13 protein-coding genes are annotated in these 15619 nt (G+C 70.1%); 8 read left to right on the top strand and 5 right to left on the bottom strand.

What is annotated here, in order from left to right:
* Positions 1-14 precede the first annotated feature (14 nt).
* A complete protein-coding gene (gene rpsA / locus ABIA32_RS18280) occupies positions 15-1514 on the bottom strand; it encodes a 30S ribosomal protein S1 (protein ID WP_370096378.1) in 1500 nt (499 codons plus the stop codon).
* A gap of 332 nt (positions 1515-1846) precedes the next feature.
* On the opposite strand from rpsA, the gene ABIA32_RS18275 reads away from it, so the two are divergent.
* Entirely contained in the window at positions 1847-2743 is an 897-nt protein-coding gene (locus tag ABIA32_RS18275; protein WP_370096376.1) for a methyltransferase domain-containing protein, read from the top strand.
* Here the strand turns inward: ABIA32_RS18275 and ABIA32_RS18270 are convergent.
* From ABIA32_RS18270 to ABIA32_RS18260, 3 genes are all read right to left on the bottom strand, one after another.
* The gene (locus tag ABIA32_RS18270) at positions 2660-3706 is read right to left on the bottom strand and encodes a DUF3068 domain-containing protein (protein WP_370096375.1); all 1047 of its coding nucleotides are present in this window, start codon (positions 3704-3706) and stop codon (positions 2660-2662) included. The two genes, ABIA32_RS18275 and ABIA32_RS18270, sit on opposite strands and share 84 nt — an antisense overlap.
* Before the next feature lie 37 nt (positions 3707-3743).
* Positions 3744-3878: an SPW_0924 family protein gene (locus tag ABIA32_RS18265; RefSeq protein WP_370096373.1), complete on the bottom strand. Its 135-nt coding sequence runs from the start codon at positions 3876-3878 to the stop codon at positions 3744-3746.
* A 94-nt stretch (positions 3879-3972) separates the two neighbouring features.
* Positions 3973-5499, bottom strand: a complete 1527-nt coding sequence (locus ABIA32_RS18260) for a PucR family transcriptional regulator (protein ID WP_370096372.1) — start codon at positions 5497-5499, stop codon at positions 3973-3975.
* A 92-nt stretch (positions 5500-5591) separates the two neighbouring features.
* On the opposite strand from ABIA32_RS18260, the gene ABIA32_RS18255 reads away from it, so the two are divergent.
* The 4 genes from ABIA32_RS18255 (at position 5592) to ABIA32_RS18240 (ending at position 9715) form a co-directional block, all read left to right on the top strand.
* Positions 5592-6650, top strand: a complete 1059-nt coding sequence (locus ABIA32_RS18255) for an ABC transporter ATP-binding protein (RefSeq protein ID WP_370096370.1) — start codon at positions 5592-5594, stop codon at positions 6648-6650.
* Between the two features lie 53 nt (positions 6651-6703).
* Positions 6704-7912, top strand: coding sequence for an ABC transporter substrate-binding protein (locus ABIA32_RS18250; protein ID WP_370096368.1), 1209 nt, complete (start codon positions 6704-6706; stop codon positions 7910-7912).
* Entirely contained in the window at positions 7912-8766 is an 855-nt protein-coding gene (locus ABIA32_RS18245; protein ID WP_370096367.1) for an ABC transporter permease, read from the top strand. The genes ABIA32_RS18250 and ABIA32_RS18245 overlap by 1 nt, the downstream gene beginning before the upstream one ends.
* Before the next feature lie 151 nt (positions 8767-8917).
* Complete coding sequence (locus ABIA32_RS18240; protein WP_370096366.1) at positions 8918-9715, top strand: ABC transporter permease; 798 nt, start codon at positions 8918-8920, stop codon at positions 9713-9715.
* 13 nt (positions 9716-9728) lie between these two features.
* Here the strand turns inward: ABIA32_RS18240 and polA are convergent, their stop codons facing one another.
* Positions 9729-12497, bottom strand: a complete 2769-nt coding sequence (polA, locus tag ABIA32_RS18235) for a DNA polymerase I (protein ID WP_370096364.1) — start codon at positions 12495-12497, stop codon at positions 9729-9731.
* Between the two features lie 183 nt (positions 12498-12680).
* Between polA and ABIA32_RS18230 the strand changes: the two genes are divergently transcribed.
* From ABIA32_RS18230 to ABIA32_RS18220, 3 genes are all read left to right on the top strand, one after another.
* Entirely contained in the window at positions 12681-13163 is a 483-nt protein-coding gene (locus tag ABIA32_RS18230) for a PaaI family thioesterase (protein WP_370096362.1), read from the top strand.
* 394 nt (positions 13164-13557) lie between these two features.
* A complete protein-coding gene (locus ABIA32_RS18225; protein WP_370096360.1) occupies positions 13558-14223 on the top strand; it encodes a Tat pathway signal sequence domain protein in 666 nt (221 codons plus the stop codon).
* Positions 14224-14387: 164 nt separating this feature from the next.
* Positions 14388-15611, top strand: coding sequence for a branched-chain amino acid ABC transporter substrate-binding protein (locus ABIA32_RS18220; RefSeq protein WP_370096358.1), 1224 nt, complete (start codon positions 14388-14390; stop codon positions 15609-15611).
* Positions 15612-15619: the final 8 nt, after the last annotated feature.

Here is a 15619-nt window from a genome sequence, read left to right as displayed (position 1 = left end):
CAGCGATCAGAGCCTCAGCTCTGGCCACCCGCGAGCTTCTCGCGCAGGGCGGCGAGGGCCTCGTCGGTCGCCAGGGCGCCCGAGGTCTCGTCGCTGCTGGAGGAGTACGAGCCACCGGAGACCGACGCGCCGCCGGTCTCGACAGCCGCGCCCTCGCCGGCGGCCGCAGCCTCGGCGTCGGCCTCGCGGCTCTTGATGACCTGCGCCTGGTGCTGCTCGAAGCGCGTCTGCGCCTCGGCGTACTGGCGCTCCCACTCCTCGCGCTGCTTCTCGTAACCGGGCAGCCAGTCGTTGGCCTCCGGGTCGAAGCCCTCGGGGTAGATGTAGTTGCCCTGGTCGTCGTAGGACGCAGCCATGCCGTACAGGGTCGGGTCGAACTCGACCGAGGCCGGGTCGGCACCGAAGGACTCGTTGGCCTGCTTCAGCGAGAGGCTGATGCGACGACGCTCGAGGTCGATGTCGATGACCTTGACGAAGATCTCGTCGCCGACCTGGACGACCTGCTCCGGGATCTCGACGTGGCGCTCGGCCAGCTCGGAGATGTGGACCAGGCCCTCGATCCCCTCGTCCACGCGGACGAACGCACCGAACGGAACCAGCTTGGTGACCTTACCCGGGACGACCTGACCGATCTGGTGGGTCCGGGCGAACTGCTGCCACGGGTCCTCCTGGGTCGCCTTCAGCGACAGGGAGACACGCTCGCGGTCCATGTCGACGTCGAGAACCTCGACGGTGACCTCCTGGCCGACCTCGACAACCTCAGAGGGGTGGTCGATGTGCTTCCAGGACAGCTCGGAGACGTGCACCAGGCCGTCGACGCCACCCAGGTCCACGAAGGCACCGAAGTTGACGATCGAGGAGACGACGCCGGAGCGCACCTGGCCCTTCTGCAGGGTGGTGAGGAAGGTCTGACGGACCTCGCTCTGGGTCTGCTCCAGCCAGGCACGGCGGGACAGGACCACGTTGTTGCGGTTCTTGTCCAGCTCGATGATCTTGGCCTCGAGCTCCTTGCCGACGTACGGCTGGAGGTCGCGGACACGACGCATCTCGACGAGCGAGGCGGGGAGGAAGCCACGGAGGCCGATGTCGAGGATGAGACCACCCTTGACGACCTCGATGACGGTACCGGTGACGATGCCGTCCTCGTCCTTGATCTTCTCGATCGTGCCCCAGGCGCGCTCGTACTGGGCGCGCTTCTTGGACAGGATCAGACGACCCTCCTTGTCCTCCTTCTGGAGAACAAGGGCTTCGATCATGTCACCGACGGCGACGACCTCGTGCGGGTCGACGTCGTGCTTGATGGACAGCTCGCGGGACGGGATGACGCCCTCGGTCTTGTAACCGATGTCGAGGAGCACCTCGTCACGGTCAACCTTCACGATGGTGCCTTCGACGATGTCACCATCGTTGAAGTACTTGATGGTCTCGTCGATCGCGGCGAGGAAGGCCTCGGCGTCGCCGATGTCGTTGACCGCAACCTGGGGAGTGGTGGGGGCCTCGGTGCTGCTCGTCATTAGGAAAGGGGCTCCGGTACGGACATGAAGTCGTAGGTACTACCGCGCCGGGGACCCGTGATCGCTCCACCAAGGACACCCACAGAGAACACGAATACCGTGAACTCAAAACTGTGGAGTCTTCAACAGATGCGAGCGCGACCTGCTCCGTCCGAGGCGCGCAGGCCCGCAGCGCAACTTGTAGCATACGGGGACAGCCGTGCACGGTCAATGCGGATGCCGCACTGCGGGAGAGGCCCGGACGGAGTGATATCTATCGCTCGTACGGGACAATTCGCAAGACCCTGCGGCTACCACGCTTGCTACGGCGCCAAGGCTACGCTATCGACGACATGATCGATGACACTCCCCCGAGCAGCCACGCTGGTAGCGATGCGGGTAGCCACGCAGGCAGCCACGCCCCCGAGTCCGCTGATGACGACGCCGAAGCGGTCCGCCGGGCCTCCGGCACAGCCGAGAGCAGCCGCGCCAACCGTGGCTGGTGGGACCGGAACGCCGACGAGTACCAGGACGAGCACGGCTCCTTCCTCGGCGACGCCCGGTTCACCTGGTGCCCCGAGGGCCTGGACGAGGCCGACGCCCGACTGCTCGGCGATCCGGCCGCGCTGAGCGGACGCCGGGTGCTGGAGATCGGCGCCGGCGCGGCCCAGTGCTCGCGCTGGCTGGCCGCCCAGGGCGCCCTCCCGGTCGCACTCGACCTCTCGTTCCGTCAGCTCCAGCACTCGCTCAGGATCGACCAGCAGCTCGACCTCACTCCGGTGCCGCTGGTCCAGGCAGACGCGACGGTGCTGCCCTTCGCCGACGGCAGCTTCGACCTGGCCTGCTCCGCCTACGGCGCGGTGCCGTTCGCGGCGGACACCGCGCGGCTGATGCGCGAGGTGCACCGGGTGCTACGTCCCGGCGGGCGCTGGGTCTTCTCGGTGACCCACCCGATCCGCTGGGCCTTCCCCGACGAGCCGGGCCCGGAGGGGCTGACGGCGCTCGCCTCCTACTTCGACCGCACGCCCTACGTCGAGGAGGACGAGACGGGCGCGGCCGTCTACGTCGAGCACCACCGCACCCTTGGCGACCGGGTCCGGGAGCTGACGCTGGCGGGCTTCCGCCTGATCGACCTGGTCGAGCCGGAGTGGCCGGAGGGCCTGACGTCAGAGTGGGGCGGCTGGAGTCCCCTGCGCGGCCGTCACATCCCCGGCACGGCGATCTTCGTCAGCGTCCGCGAGCGGGACTGACTCCGCGGTCAGGACCTCCGCACGGCGCCGGCCCCGGCCCTCCGCCACGAACGCCAGGCCGAGCAGGCCGACCCCGAACAGCGGCAGGCCCCACGGCAGATAGGTGCTGAGCATGAGCACGAGCGTGCGCTGACTCTTGACCAGGGCGAGGGCGCTGGCCCGGTAGTCGGGGCGGATCTTCACCTCCCCCGAGAAGATGGTGACCGGTGCCATGCCCGAGGCGGCCGGGAAGCGCAGCTGCTCGTTGTGCGCTTCCTCGCCGTTGATCGGGGCGCCGGTGACCGGGTCGACCCAGAACTTGCGCACCGTCGTGTACCAGCGCTGGTATCCGAGCGCGTCGATCTGGACCGGGGTGATCGCGACGTTGTCCGGCATCGCCTTGGGGAACGGCACCCGGGTCCATGGGATCGTCTGTTCGAAGTAGTAGACCGTCAGCCCGTCCAGCTGCTGCGTCCCCTTGTAGTGAATCGGCGCAGACGCGCGCGTCTGCGGGTCGAAGTACTGGTAGTCCCGTGGCTGGGTGTCGAAGGGGAACTTGTACTCGACGCCGATCCGGCTGAGCGCCTCGCCGTCCACGCTCTCGCCGCAGCAGTGCACCGGCTCCTGGGAGCGCGCGTCGAAGACGTAGACCTCGGGGATCGCGGAGAGCCGCTTGCCGTCGTTGCCGAGCACGTAGGAGAGGCCGTCCCAGACGACGACGTCGCGGCCGCTGCGCCGCTTCTCCGCCTCGGCGGCGGCCGCGTCGCCCTTGAGCGTCTGCACGATGGTGACGTGCTGGTGCGGTACGCCGGCCATCCGGCTGTAGTCGATCAGGGTCGCGTCCTTGGCCTCCAGGACGACGGCCTGGTACTGGTTGTCCGGCACGGCGACGACGCGCGGGTAGACCCAGACCCGCAGCATCACCCCGAAGACCGCGAAGAAGGCCGCCAGCGCGACGAGGACCAGGCTGAGACGGTGGCGCATCGCTGTTCCGCTCCTCACGAACTCACGAACTCAGGAACTACGGCCGGGCGGGGGCGCTGGTCAGCAGGGGCTTGGCCGAGGTCGGTCCGTTCTGGCCGGCCAGCGGCACAGCCACCAGGGCCAGCACCACGGCCAGCACGGCCCCCGCGACCGCCGCTATCAGCACACGCACGTCGGACAGCTCCCCTCGGCGCCGGAGCTCGACGACCTTGGGAGTCCGGGCAGAAGCGCACCGTAGCGCCGCACGCCGCAAATGAGAACAGGTTCTACCGGGACCGGACTCCGGTCCGGGTCGGCTCCGCGGCACGTTCCCGAACCTGCAGCGCCAGCCACAGCTCGGCGCGGTCAGCCGTGGAGGCCAGCGAACGGCCCGTCAGCTCCTCGATCTGGGCCAGCCGGTAGCGGACCGTGTTGCGGTGGACGAACAGCTGCTCTGCCGTGGCCTGCACCGATCCGTCCGTCTCCAGGTAGCGCTGCAGCGTCCCGATCAGATCGGCCCGGTGCTGCGCGTCGAAGCCCGCCAGCGGCTGCAGCATCCGTTCACCGAACTGCCGGATCGCCGGATCGGCCTGATCGAGCAGCAGGTCCAGCAGCCGGGGCCCGCCGACCGCAGGCCCGCCCGCATCCGAGGGGCGCGCGAGAGACGCGCGCGCCTCGGCGTAGCTGCCACGCAACCCCCGCACCCCCGTCCCCGGTCCACCGACGCCGACCGTCGCACCCGGCCCGAGCAGCGGATCGCGGCTCAGCGCCTGCCGCAGGACGTCGGCGGCGGCCGACGCGTCCCCGGCCGGGACGAGCAGCAGCAGCGCACCCTCCACCACCGCGCTCGTCACCGACGGCGGTCCGTCCGAAGGCACGCCTCCGCTTCGTCCGGCGCCGGGCTCCCCCGGCATGCTCACCGGCCGCGACGGGTGCCAGAACAGTCGGCCCAGCAGTGGCGCGCGTTCGGGCCGCGCCGGGCCCGCCCAGCGGCCGAGCAGGACCTGCTGCGGGCGGTGCAGCTCCACCTCGTAGCAGCCGAGCATTCGCTCGGCCGCACCCTCGTCGAGGCCGCCCGACAGCACCTCCGTGAGCACCCGGCCCAGCAGCGCTCGGCGGCCCGCCAGATAGGAGAGCCGCCGGGCCAGCTCCAGCCCGGCCAGGCGGGCGGCGTACGGCAGTAGTTCGCCGCGCGGGGTCTCCGCCGCCACCAGCGCCGCGAGCTCGACCCCCTCGACCTGGACCGGATACCGGTGGGCGATGTCCCTGGGCCGCCGGCCGACCAGCTCCGCGCCGTCCGGGGTCAGCAGCGCGGCCTGGGCGCCGATCTGCCGCTCCAGCGTGCGCAGCAGTCGCTCCAGTGAATCCCCGGCCAGGACGGCGGCCGTCAACTGGTCACGGGCTTCGACCAGGCGCCGCTGCTCGCCGTGCCGCTCGGCTGCCAGCCGCTCCGCGACCAGGCGGACCAGCGCGATGAACGGCGTCTCGTACGAGACCTCGAGCACCGGCAGGCCGAGCCGCAGCGCCCGTGCCAGCAGCGCTCGAGGCACCTGGGTGTGACTGAGGCCCGTACCGAAGCCGATCCCGCTCGCGCCGCGCTCCGCGAGCCGGGTCACGAAAGCTTCCTGCGCGGCCGTCGCCCGCAACCGGAGCCCGGTCGTCAGCACCAGCTCGCCGCCGTCCAACCACGGTGCCGGGTCCGCCAGTTCCGTCGGGGCGACCCAACTCACGGGGCTGTCCAGGCCGAGCTCACCGGTGCGGGCGCGCAGCGCCAGGCCGCTCTCGGCGAGGAGGTCGCGCAGACGCACGGGCATGCAAGCGACTGTATGCGCGCACAAAAGGAGGCCGGAATACCGTGCAGCCGTCCATGGCCCAATCGTGATCGCATTGCCTAACTTCCTGGTCCATGACGGACAGCAGCTCCCTCCCCATACCGAGCGCGGTCTCGCTGCGCGCGGTGGTCAAGAACTTCGGTCCGGTGCGTGCCGTCGACGGCGTCGATCTGGACATCAGGCCGGGCGAGTTCTTCTCGATGCTGGGCCCCTCCGGCTCGGGGAAGACCACGGTGCTGCGCATGATCGCGGGCTTCGAGGAGCCGAGCGGCGGCCAAGTGCTGCTCTCCGGCCAGGACGTGACGCGCCTCGCGCCCTTCGACCGTGAGGTGAACACCGTCTTCCAGGACTACGCGCTCTTCCCGCATCTGTCAGTGCGTCAGAACGTGGAGTACGGGCTCAAGGTGAAGCGGGTCCCGAAGCCGGACCGGGCCCGGCGAGCCGAGGACGCGCTGGCGATGGTCAGGCTCGACTCCTTCGCCGACCGGCGGCCCGCCGAACTCTCCGGCGGCCAGCGCCAGCGGGTGGCGCTGGCCCGCGCACTGGTGAACCGGCCCCCGGTCCTGCTGCTGGACGAGCCGCTGGGCGCGCTCGACCTCAAGCTGCGCCTGGAGATGCAGATCGAGCTGAAGCAGATTCAGCGCGAGGCGGGCATCACCTTCGTCTTCGTCACCCACGACCAGGACGAGGCGCTCACCATGAGCGACCGGATCGCCGTCTTCAACGCGGGCCGGATCGAGCAGGTCGGCACCCCGGCCGAGGTCTACGAGCACCCGACCACACCCTTCGTGGCGGGCTTCGTGGGCACCTCCAACCTGATCACCGGCGCGGCGGCCGAGCAGGTCTTCGGCGCAGCGGGCAACTACGCGGTACGCCCGGAGAAGATCAGGATCGCGCATCCTGACGACCCGGCCGGTCCGGACGAGGTCTCGGCGAACGGCCACATCTCCGAGGTGGTCTACGCGGGCGCACAGACCCGCTTCCTGGTCGACCTCGACGCCGGCGGCCGGCTCGTCGCGCTGCGCCAGAACGCGGAGGAGAGCAGCGAGGACGTCGCCCGCCACCGCGGCTCGGCCGTGGTCCTGGCCTGGCGGCGCGCACACACCATCACCCTTGCCCAGCCGGCGAACTGACGAGAGTCCGCTCCACCCGCACCGCCCGAACCCTCAGAAGGAGAGCACCCGCCATGCGCACCCTCCGTCGTCCCGTCGCGGCCCTGGCCGCGACAGCGGCCCTGCTGCTGGCCGCCGCCTGTTCGGCGTCCACCTCGGGATCGTCCACCACCCCCACCGGATTCACCCCGCCCAAGATCCCCATGCAGACCTCGCTCGGCAAGGGCGAGGGCACCGTCAACATCGTCGCCTGGGCCGGTTACGTCGAGTACGGCCAGGACAGCAAGACCGTCGACTGGGTTACCCCGTTCACCCAGCAGACCGGCTGCAAGGTGAACCTCAAGGTGGCCGGGACCTCGGACGAGATGGTCGCGTTGATGAAGACCGGCCAGTACGACACCGTCTCGGCCTCCGGCGACGCCACCCTGCGGCTGATCGCCGGCGGGGACGTCGCACCGGTCAACACCACGCTGGTGCCGAACTACGCGAGCATCTACCCGGGCCTGAAGAACCAGCCGTGGAACTCGGTGGCCGGCACGTCCTACGGGATCCCGCACGGCCGCGGCGCCAACCTGCTGATGTACAACAAGACCAAGGTCTCTCCCGCGCCGACGAGTTGGGGCGCGGTCTTCGACCCGAGCTCTCCCTACGCGGGTCACATCACCGCCTACGACGACCCGATCTACATCGCCGACGCGGCGCTCTACCTGATGAAGACCCAGCCGTCGCTGGGCATCAAGAATCCCTACGCGCTCACCGCCGACCAACTGGCGAAGGTCGTCGCACTGCTCAAGGCGCAGAAGAAGAACATCAACTCCTACTGGAGCGACTACACCAAGGAGCAGGCAGCCTTCGACTCCGGCGACTTCTGGCTCGGCACCACCTGGGAGGTCATAGCGCAGGCCGTCGCCGCCGACGGCAAGGTCAAGACCGACGCGATCCTGCCCAGCGAGGGCTCGACCGGCTGGTCCGACACCTGGATGGTGTCCGCGCACGCGCAGCACCCCAACTGCGCCTACCAGTGGATGAACTACATCGTCTCGCCGTCCGCCAACGCCCAGGTCGCCGAGTACTTCGGCGAGGCCCCGGCCAACTCGCTGGCCTGCGCGCAGATCAAGGACAACCCGCACTTCTGCGCCGACTACCACGCGGACGACGAGTCCTGGTGGAAGAACGTCTACTACTGGAACACGCCCACCAAGAGCTGCGTCGACGGCAGCGGCCGCAACGACTGCACGGACTACGCCCAGTGGGTCACCGCCTGGAACGAGATCAAGAGCTGATGGTCTCCTCCCCTGTGCGCAGGCTGGCCGGGGCGCTCCACCGGCGCCCCGGTCTGCGCCTGGCCGGTCTGCTGTCCGCGCCGATGGCCTGGCTGCTGGTGGCGTACCTCGGCTCATTGACGGTGCTGCTGCTCTCGGCCTTCTGGACCACCAACGAGTTCACCTCGCAGATCGAGTACGTCTGGAACACGGACAACTTCGCGCAGGTCCTCACCGATCCGGTCTACCGCACGGTCGCACTGCGCACCTTGGGCATCGCCGCCGGGGTGACCGTGATCGACGCGCTGCTGGCGTTGCCGATGGCCCTCTACATGGCCCGTGTCGCCCGACCGGGCAGCCGCAGGCTGCTGCTGGTCGCGGTGACGGCCCCGCTGTGGGCCGGGTACCTGGTCAAGGCCTATGCCTGGTGGGTGATGCTCAGCCACGGCGGTGTCCTGGACTGGGCCGGCGGCTCGCCGGGCTTCGGGGTGCCCGCGGTGGTGATCGTGCTGGCCTACCTGTGGCTGCCGTACATGGTGCTGCCGCTCTACGGCGCGCTGGAGCAACTTCCCGGCAGCCTGTTGGAGGCGTCCGCCGATCTGGGCGGCCGGCCGTGGCGCACGGTCCGCTCGGTGATCCTGCCGCTGGTGAAGCCGGCGCTGATCGCGGGCTCGGTCTTCACCTTCTCGCTGAGCCTCGGCGACTACCTCACCGTGCAGATCGTCGGCGGCACGACGCAGATGCTGGGGAACGTGATCGCGTCCGACGTGACGCTCAACCTGCCGATGGCAGCGGCGGTTTCGTGCATTCCGGTACTGCTGATCGTCGGCTACCTCCTCACCGTCCGCCGGACCGGCGCGCTGGAGAACCTGTAGTCATGCGGCCAGTTGCACTCCCCCAGGGGCGCGGGGAACTGCGCGAGCAACCACCCTGTGCGGATGGCCCTGCTCGCTCGGATCAGTACGTACCTGGGTGGCTTGTCGCGCGGTTCCTCGCGCCCCTTACGTAGTTGCAAAGGACCGTCTGATGCATCTGACCCGTGGTTCGAGAGTCGCCCTGCGCCTCGCCATGGCCCTCGGCCTGGCCGTGCTCTACGTGCCGCTGCTCGTCGTGCTGCTCAACTCGTTCAACGCCTCGCGATCCTTCGCCTGGCCCCCGACCGGCTTCAGCCTGCGCTGGTGGTCGGCCGCCTGGCAGGAGGCCGGGCTTCGCTCGGCCCTGTGGACCTCGGTGCGGGCCGGGCTGGGGGCGACCGCGATCGCCCTCCTACTCGGCACGATGGCCGCTTTCGCGGCGACGCGCTACCGCTTCTTCGGGCGGCAGGCCGTGTCCTTCCTGCTGATCCTGCCGATCGCGCTGCCCGGTATCGTCACCGGCATCGCGCTGAACGCGGCCTTCCGGACCGTGCTGACCCCGCTCGGGATCGGCTTCGGGCTCTTCACGGTGATCGTCGGCCACGCGACCTTCTGCATCGTCGTCGTCTTCAACAACGTGTCGGCGCGGCTGCGGCGGCTGCCCGCCAGCGGCGAGGACGCGTCCGGGGACCTCGGCGCGCACACCTTCCAGACCTTCTGGTACGTGACGCTGCCCGCCGTGCGCGGCGCGCTGTTCGCGGGAGCGCTGCTCGCGTTCGCGCTGTCCTTCGACGAGATCGTGGTCACGACCTTCACCGCCGGTCCCGGCACCCAGACGCTGCCGCTGTGGATCTTCGACAATCTGGCCCGGCCCAATCAGGGCCCGGTCGTGGACGTGGTGGCCTCCGCGCTCATCCTCCTTGCGGCGCTGCCCGTCTATCTGGCGCACCGGATGAGCACGGAGGCCTGACGGCCCGGGGCCGTCAGTGACCCGCGTCCTCCCAGTTCGCGCCCGCGCCGACCGAGACGTCGAGTGGCGCGCGCAGCGGGTACGCGCCCGCCATCTCACGGCGGACCAGCTCCTCGACCCGCGCGCGCTCGCCGGGCGCGATCTCCAGCACGATTTCGTCGTGGACCTGGAGCAGCATCCGCGAGGTGAGCCCCGCCTCGCGCAGCGCCGCGTCGACCTTGAGCATGGCGATCTTGACGATGTCGGCGGCCGAGCCCTGGATCGGCGCGTTCAGGGCCATCCGCTCGGCCATCTCGCGGCGCTGGCGGTTGTCGCTGGTGAGGTCCGGCAGGTAACGGCGGCGGCCGAGCAGGGTCTCGGTGTAGCCGGTGCCTCGGGCCTCCTCGACGACGCGCTGGAGGTAGTCGCGGACGCCGCCGAAGCGCTCGAAGTAGGTGTCCATCAGGCGGCGCGCCTCGGCCGCCTCGATGCCCAGCTGCTGCGAGAGCCCGAAGGCCGACAGACCGTAGGCGAGGCCGTAGGACATCGCCTTGACCTTGCGCCGCATCTCCGCGTCGACCGCGCCGGGCTCGACGCCGAAGACGTAGGAGCCGACCGTGGTGTGCAGGTCCTCGCCGGAGGCGAAGGCGGCCAACAGGCCCTCGTCCTCGGAGAGATGGGCCATGACCCGGAGCTCGATCTGGCTGTAGTCGGCGGTCAGCAGCGTCTCGAAGCCCTCGCCGACGACGAAGGCGCGGCGGATCATCCGGCCCTCCTCGGTGCGGACCGGGATGTTCTGCAGGTTCGGGTCGGTCGAGGAGAGCCGCCCCGTCGCGGCCACCATCTGATTGAAGGTGGTGTGGATCCGGCTGTCTGCCGCGACCGTCTTGATCAGGCCCTCGACCGTCGACCGCAGCCTGGTCTGGTCCCTGTGGCGCAGCAGGATGACCGGCAGCTCGTGCTCGGTCTGGCCGGAGAGCCAGGTCAGCGCGTCGGCGTCGGTGGTGAAGCCCGTCTTGATCTTCTTGGTCTTGGGCAGGCCGAGCTCGTTGAAGAGGATCTCCTGGAGCTGCTTGGGCGAGCCGAGGTTGAACTCGTGGCCGACCGCGTGGTGGGCCTCCTTGACCGCCTGCTGGACGGCCGCGCCGAACTGGATCTCCAGCTGGCCCAGCCACTCGCGGTCGGCGGCGATGCCGGTGCGCTCCATCCGGGCCAGCAGCTCGGCGATGGGCAGCTCCAACTCCCGCATCAGGCCCAGCGCGTTCTCCTTGGCGAGCCGGGCCTCCAGCACCTCGGCCAGATCGAGCACCGTGCGCGCCTGGACCATCAGCAGCTCGGCGGCGGCCGCGGCCTCGTCCTCCTCGGAGGCCTCGTCGCCGAAGGCCAGCTGGCCCGCGTCGGCGGCCGCGGCGGAGCCGAGCGTACGGCCCAGGTACTCCTCGGCCAGCACGTCGAGGCCGAAGGTGCGACGACCCGGCTTCTCCAGGTAGGCGGCGAGCGCGCTGTCGCCCTCGATGCCGGCGACCTGCCAGCCGTGCTCGGCGAAGGCGCGCTGGACCTGCTTGGCGATGTGCAGCGCCTTGGGACGGGAGGCGTCCGCGAGCCAGGCTGCGAGCGCCTGCTCGTCGGCCTCGGCGAGGGCGGTCGGGTCGAACCAGGCGGCCGGGCCTTCGACGACGGCCAGCGCGACGGCCTTGACGTGGCCCTCGCCCAGCGCCCAGCGGTAGTCGGCGGCGAGGCCGACGCGGGCCTCGGCGGCGTGCTCGGCGAGCCAGGCGGCGAGCGCGCCCTCCTCGGTCAGCAGCCTGCCGTGGATGTCGATGCCGGGCCCTGACGCGGCGGCGACCGCCTCGGCGCCGGCGGCGCCCAGGCCCGGGTCGACGGCGAAGAGGCGGTCGCGCAGTTGCTGGTTGCGGAACTCCAACGTGTCGAGCAGCAGGGTCGTGGCCGGGACGTCGTAGGGCTGGCGGCCGAGCTCGCCGAGGCCGAGCGGCAGCTCGACCTCGCGGATCAGCTCGGTGAGCTCGCGGTTGCGCTTGACGTCCTCCAGGCCGGCCCGGAGCTTCTCGCCGATCTTGCCCTTGACCTCCTCGGCGTGGGCGACCAGCTCGGCGAAGGAGCCGTACTGGTTGATCCACTTCGCCGCCGTCTTCTCACCGACGCCGGGGATGCCGGGGAGGTTGTCCGACGGGTCTCCGCGCAGGGCGGCGAGATCCGGGTACTGGGCGGGGGTGACGCCGTACTTCTCGAAGACCTTGTCGGGGGTGTAGCGGGTGAACTCGGAGACGCCCTTGGTCGGGTAGAGGACGGTGACGTGCTCGTTCACCAGCTGGAGCGAGTCGCGGTCACCGGTGAGGATCAGCACCTCGAAGCCTTCGGCCGCGGCGGCCGTGGCAAGGGTCGCGATGATGTCGTCGGCCTCGTACTCGGGCGAGCGCAAGTGCGGCACGTGCATCGCGTCGAGCAGCTCGGAGACCAGCTCGACCTGGCCGCGGAAGCCCTCGGGCGAGGCGGAGCGGGTGGCCTTGTAGTCCGGGTAGATCGCCGCTCGGAAGGTCTTGCGCGAGACGTCGAAGGCGACCGCGAGGTGGGTCGGCTGCTCGTCGCGCAGGATGTTGGCCAGCATCGAGGTGAAGCCATACACCGCGTTGGTCGGCTGGCCGGTGGCGGTGCTGAAGTTCTCCTCCGGGAGGGCGTAGAAGGCGCGGTAGGCCATCGAGTGCCCGTCCATCAGCAGCAGCCGCCCCCGCGTGCCGCCGGTCGTGCCCGCCGAACCAACCGCCGCCGCCGTACTGCCTGCCATCGCCTGCCACCCACCGCTCTGCCGACTGCTCTGCTTCTGCCTTGTGTGCTGACGAAATCCTATGGCCCGGCGCCGACAGATCGGGTCGCCGCGGGCGCGCGCCGCGATCCCCCGCCGGGAGCGGGCGAGGTGGGCGTCGTACGATCGCAGCGGATCACGCACGACAACGGCGTCAGGAGCAGCATGTCCGACTTGTCCGAGCAGACCGGCCAGAGCACCGAGCCCGGCCCCGAGCTGAAAGTCCCCCAGGACGTGCTCGACCACTTCGCGAGGCTCGGCGTGAACGCTGAGACCTTCTCCGGCGGCCACCTCGGCGAGCGGCTCGGCATCCGGGTCGTCGAGGCCTCCCCGGAGCGGGTGGTCGGCACCATGCCGGTCGAGGGCAACCAGCAGCCCTACGGCCTGCTGCACGGCGGCGCGTCGGCCGCGCTCGCGGAGACGATCGGCTCGGTCGGCGCGATGCTGCACGCCGGGCCCGGCCGTTACGCGGTCGGCGTGGACCTGAACGCGACACACCACCGCTCGGCGACCTCCGGTCTGGTGACCGGCGTGGCCACCGCCGTGTTCCGCGGCCGCACCGCGGCGACGTACGAGATCGCCATCACGGACGATCAGGGCCGCCGGATCACCAGCTGCCGCCTGACCTGCATGCTGCGCGACCTCTGACACTCCGCACCAGCGCGCAGTTCCCCCGGCCTCCGGCCGGGGGAACCCTGGCGCGGTACATCGCAGAGCACAGCGCCCCTGGCCGGAGGCCGGGGGGTCGCCTGGATCGGCCTCGTACAGAACATTGCCCGGGCGCTTCGGCAACGCCGCGAAGTGCCGCACCCGACTCCCCCCGGGGCGAAGGCCGAGGAAGCCCGGCACGCTGCACCGCGGCGTCGCCGGCCGAGGGCCGTGAGAGCCTGGCGCTGTGCAGCGCAGAGCGCCCCAGGCCGGAGGTCGACGGCGCTCTGAGGCAGGCCCTCGGGGCCTCCGGCGCCGTCCGTGCGTTTGACCCGGTCTCCTGCCGGGCAGCAAGCGTCCGTCCCACACTGCGGGATGGGCTCGAGGGGGCGCGATGGCGCGAGGCAGCCGAGGCGGGGCCGGGGACCAGTCCCCGGCGGACCGGCCGCGTATCGGCGCGGTCAGCGAGCCCGAACTGGTCTGGGGCGACGAGGCGAGCGCCCGCGTCTCCCAGCTCAGTGAGTCCGGCGGCAGCCGGCTGGAGCGGCACGTCGGCGACTGGTGGAGCCGGCAGAGCCGACCGCGCAGGATCGCCCTCTACCTCACACCCCCGGCCGCCCTCGCACTCACGCTCTACCTCGTCGCCCCCCAGCCCGGCTCCCCCGAGGCGACGCCCTGGCCCGCCCTGCACTCCACGGTCACCTATCAGGGCAGCGTGACCCCGCACGTGCTGCCCCCGCTCAGGACCGTCTTCGTCGTCGCCGTGACGGACCACGACGTCGTTCCGGTGACGATCACTCAGATCGCGCAGTCCTACCGTGGCTTGACGCTCCGTTCCGACCCACCGCTACCCGTTTCGGTGCAACCGGGACAAGTCGTCCTGATTCAACTGGTCACCACGGTCGTGGACTGCGCCCAGGTCCCGGTGAACGACCAACTGCCCTTCGTGGACGTCACCTTCCGTAACATCCGCGCAATACAGACGGAAAGCGAAATACTCGGCGACCGATACACCGCCGATTTGCATCGCGCAATGAGCGCCGCCTGCCGACGAACTTGAAGTCTCAAATCTTCCTCAGCTCATAACAACCGCATCACATAGCGACGCAAACGCTCCCCGAGGTGCACAGTGGAGCCCTAAAGTCACCGCCAGTCACCGCGCCATCGGTACGACAGGTCGGGGCCTGCGCGCGGTTCGACCCTCGCAACAGAGGAAGGACTCACGTGCGCAACCGTTCCCTGCTCGCGCTGACCGCCATCGCGGCCACCGGCACGCTCACCCTCACCGCTTGCGGCTCCCGCGCCACCACCACCGGTGGAACCAACAACGTCACGGTCACCATCGGCGTCGACGCCCCGCTGACCGGCTCTCTTTCCGCGCTGGGTCTCGGCATTCAGAACTCGGTCGACCTGGCCGTCAAGAACGCCAACAAGGCCAACGAGGTCCCTGGCATCACGTTCAAGGCCGAGCCGCTGGACGACAAGAAGTCGCCGCAGCAGGGCCAGCAGAACGCCACGACCCTCGTTGCCGACGCCAGCGTGATCGGCGTGGTCGGCCCGCTGAACTCCAGCGTCGCCGCCTCGATGCAGAAGGTCTTCAACGACGCCAACCTCGTCGAGGTCTCGCCCGCCAACACCGGCGTGGCGCTGACCCAGGGCCCGGACTGGGCCAAGGGCGTCAAGGCCCGCCCGTTCAAGTCGTACTTCCGCACCGCCACCACGGACGCCATCCAGGGCCCGTTCGCGGCCAGCTACGCGTTCAACGACCTGAAGAAGAAGAAGGTCTACCTGGTCGACAACCAGCTCGCCTACGGCGTGGGCCTGGTCGCGACCTTCAAGGACGAGTTCACCAAGCTCGGCGGCACCATCGCGGGCCAGGACCACGTCGTCGACGGCGCCAGCGACTACTCGTCCACGGTGGCGAAGATCAAGGCGTCCGGCGCCGACTTCGTCTACTTCGGCGGCGAGTACCCGGACTCCGGCCCCCTCACCAAGCAGCTGAAGGACGCCAACGACCCCATCCCGCTGGGCGGCGGCGACGGCATGTTCGACCCGAAGTACATTGACCTGGCCCAGGGCAAGGCCGAGGGTGACTTCGCCACCTCCGTCGGCGCTCCCGTCGAGAGCCTGGACTCCGCCAAGAAGTTCATCTCCGACTACAACGCGGGCGGCTACTCCGCGCCGTACGCGGCGTACGGCGGCTACTCCTACGACAGCGCCTGGGCGATCATCGAGGCCGTCAAGGCCGTGGCCGCCGCCAACGGCGGCAAGCTGCCCAGCAACCCGCGTGCGGCCGTCGAGGCCGCCATGGCCAACGTCAACTTCTCCGGCGTGACCGGCACGGTCTCCTTCGACCAGTACGGCGACGCCACCAACAAGCAGCTGACGGTCTACGGCGTCAAGGGCGGCAAGTGGGTCGCCATCAAGAGCGGCTCCTTCACCGGCTGACGCTCCGC

The sequence above is a fragment of the Streptacidiphilus sp. MAP12-20 genome (genome assembly GCF_041262525.1).
In the GTDB taxonomy this organism is placed as follows: domain Bacteria; phylum Actinomycetota; class Actinomycetes; order Streptomycetales; family Streptomycetaceae; genus Streptacidiphilus.
The sequence above is the reverse complement of the archived record's forward strand: the minus strand, read 5'-3'. Positions and strand labels throughout refer to the sequence as shown.

What these genes read in the sequence shown, in the direction of transcription:
- ABIA32_RS18225 (WP_370096360.1), top strand. Translation starts at nt 13,558, where the DNA reads ATGGCGCGAGGCAGCCGAGGCGGGGCCGGGGACCAGTCCCCGGCGGAC.
- ABIA32_RS18250 (WP_370096368.1), top strand. Translation starts at nt 6,704, where the DNA reads ATGCGCACCCTCCGTCGTCCCGTCGCGGCCCTGGCCGCGACAGCGGCC.
- ABIA32_RS18255 (WP_370096370.1), top strand. Translation starts at nt 5,592, where the DNA reads ATGACGGACAGCAGCTCCCTCCCCATACCGAGCGCGGTCTCGCTGCGC.
- ABIA32_RS18245 (WP_370096367.1), top strand. Translation starts at nt 7,912, where the DNA reads ATGGTCTCCTCCCCTGTGCGCAGGCTGGCCGGGGCGCTCCACCGGCGC.
- ABIA32_RS18270 (WP_370096375.1), bottom strand. Translation starts at nt 3,706, where the DNA reads ATGCGCCACCGTCTCAGCCTGGTCCTCGTCGCGCTGGCGGCCTTCTTC.
- ABIA32_RS18260 (WP_370096372.1), bottom strand. Translation starts at nt 5,499, where the DNA reads ATGCCCGTGCGTCTGCGCGACCTCCTCGCCGAGAGCGGCCTGGCGCTG.
- rpsA (WP_370096378.1), bottom strand. Translation starts at nt 1,514, where the DNA reads ATGACGAGCAGCACCGAGGCCCCCACCACTCCCCAGGTTGCGGTCAAC.
- ABIA32_RS18230 (WP_370096362.1), top strand. Translation starts at nt 12,681, where the DNA reads ATGTCCGACTTGTCCGAGCAGACCGGCCAGAGCACCGAGCCCGGCCCC.
- ABIA32_RS18275 (WP_370096376.1), top strand. Translation starts at nt 1,847, where the DNA reads ATGATCGATGACACTCCCCCGAGCAGCCACGCTGGTAGCGATGCGGGT.
- ABIA32_RS18240 (WP_370096366.1), top strand. Translation starts at nt 8,918, where the DNA reads ATGCATCTGACCCGTGGTTCGAGAGTCGCCCTGCGCCTCGCCATGGCC.
- polA (WP_370096364.1), bottom strand. Translation starts at nt 12,497, where the DNA reads ATGGCAGGCAGTACGGCGGCGGCGGTTGGTTCGGCGGGCACGACCGGC.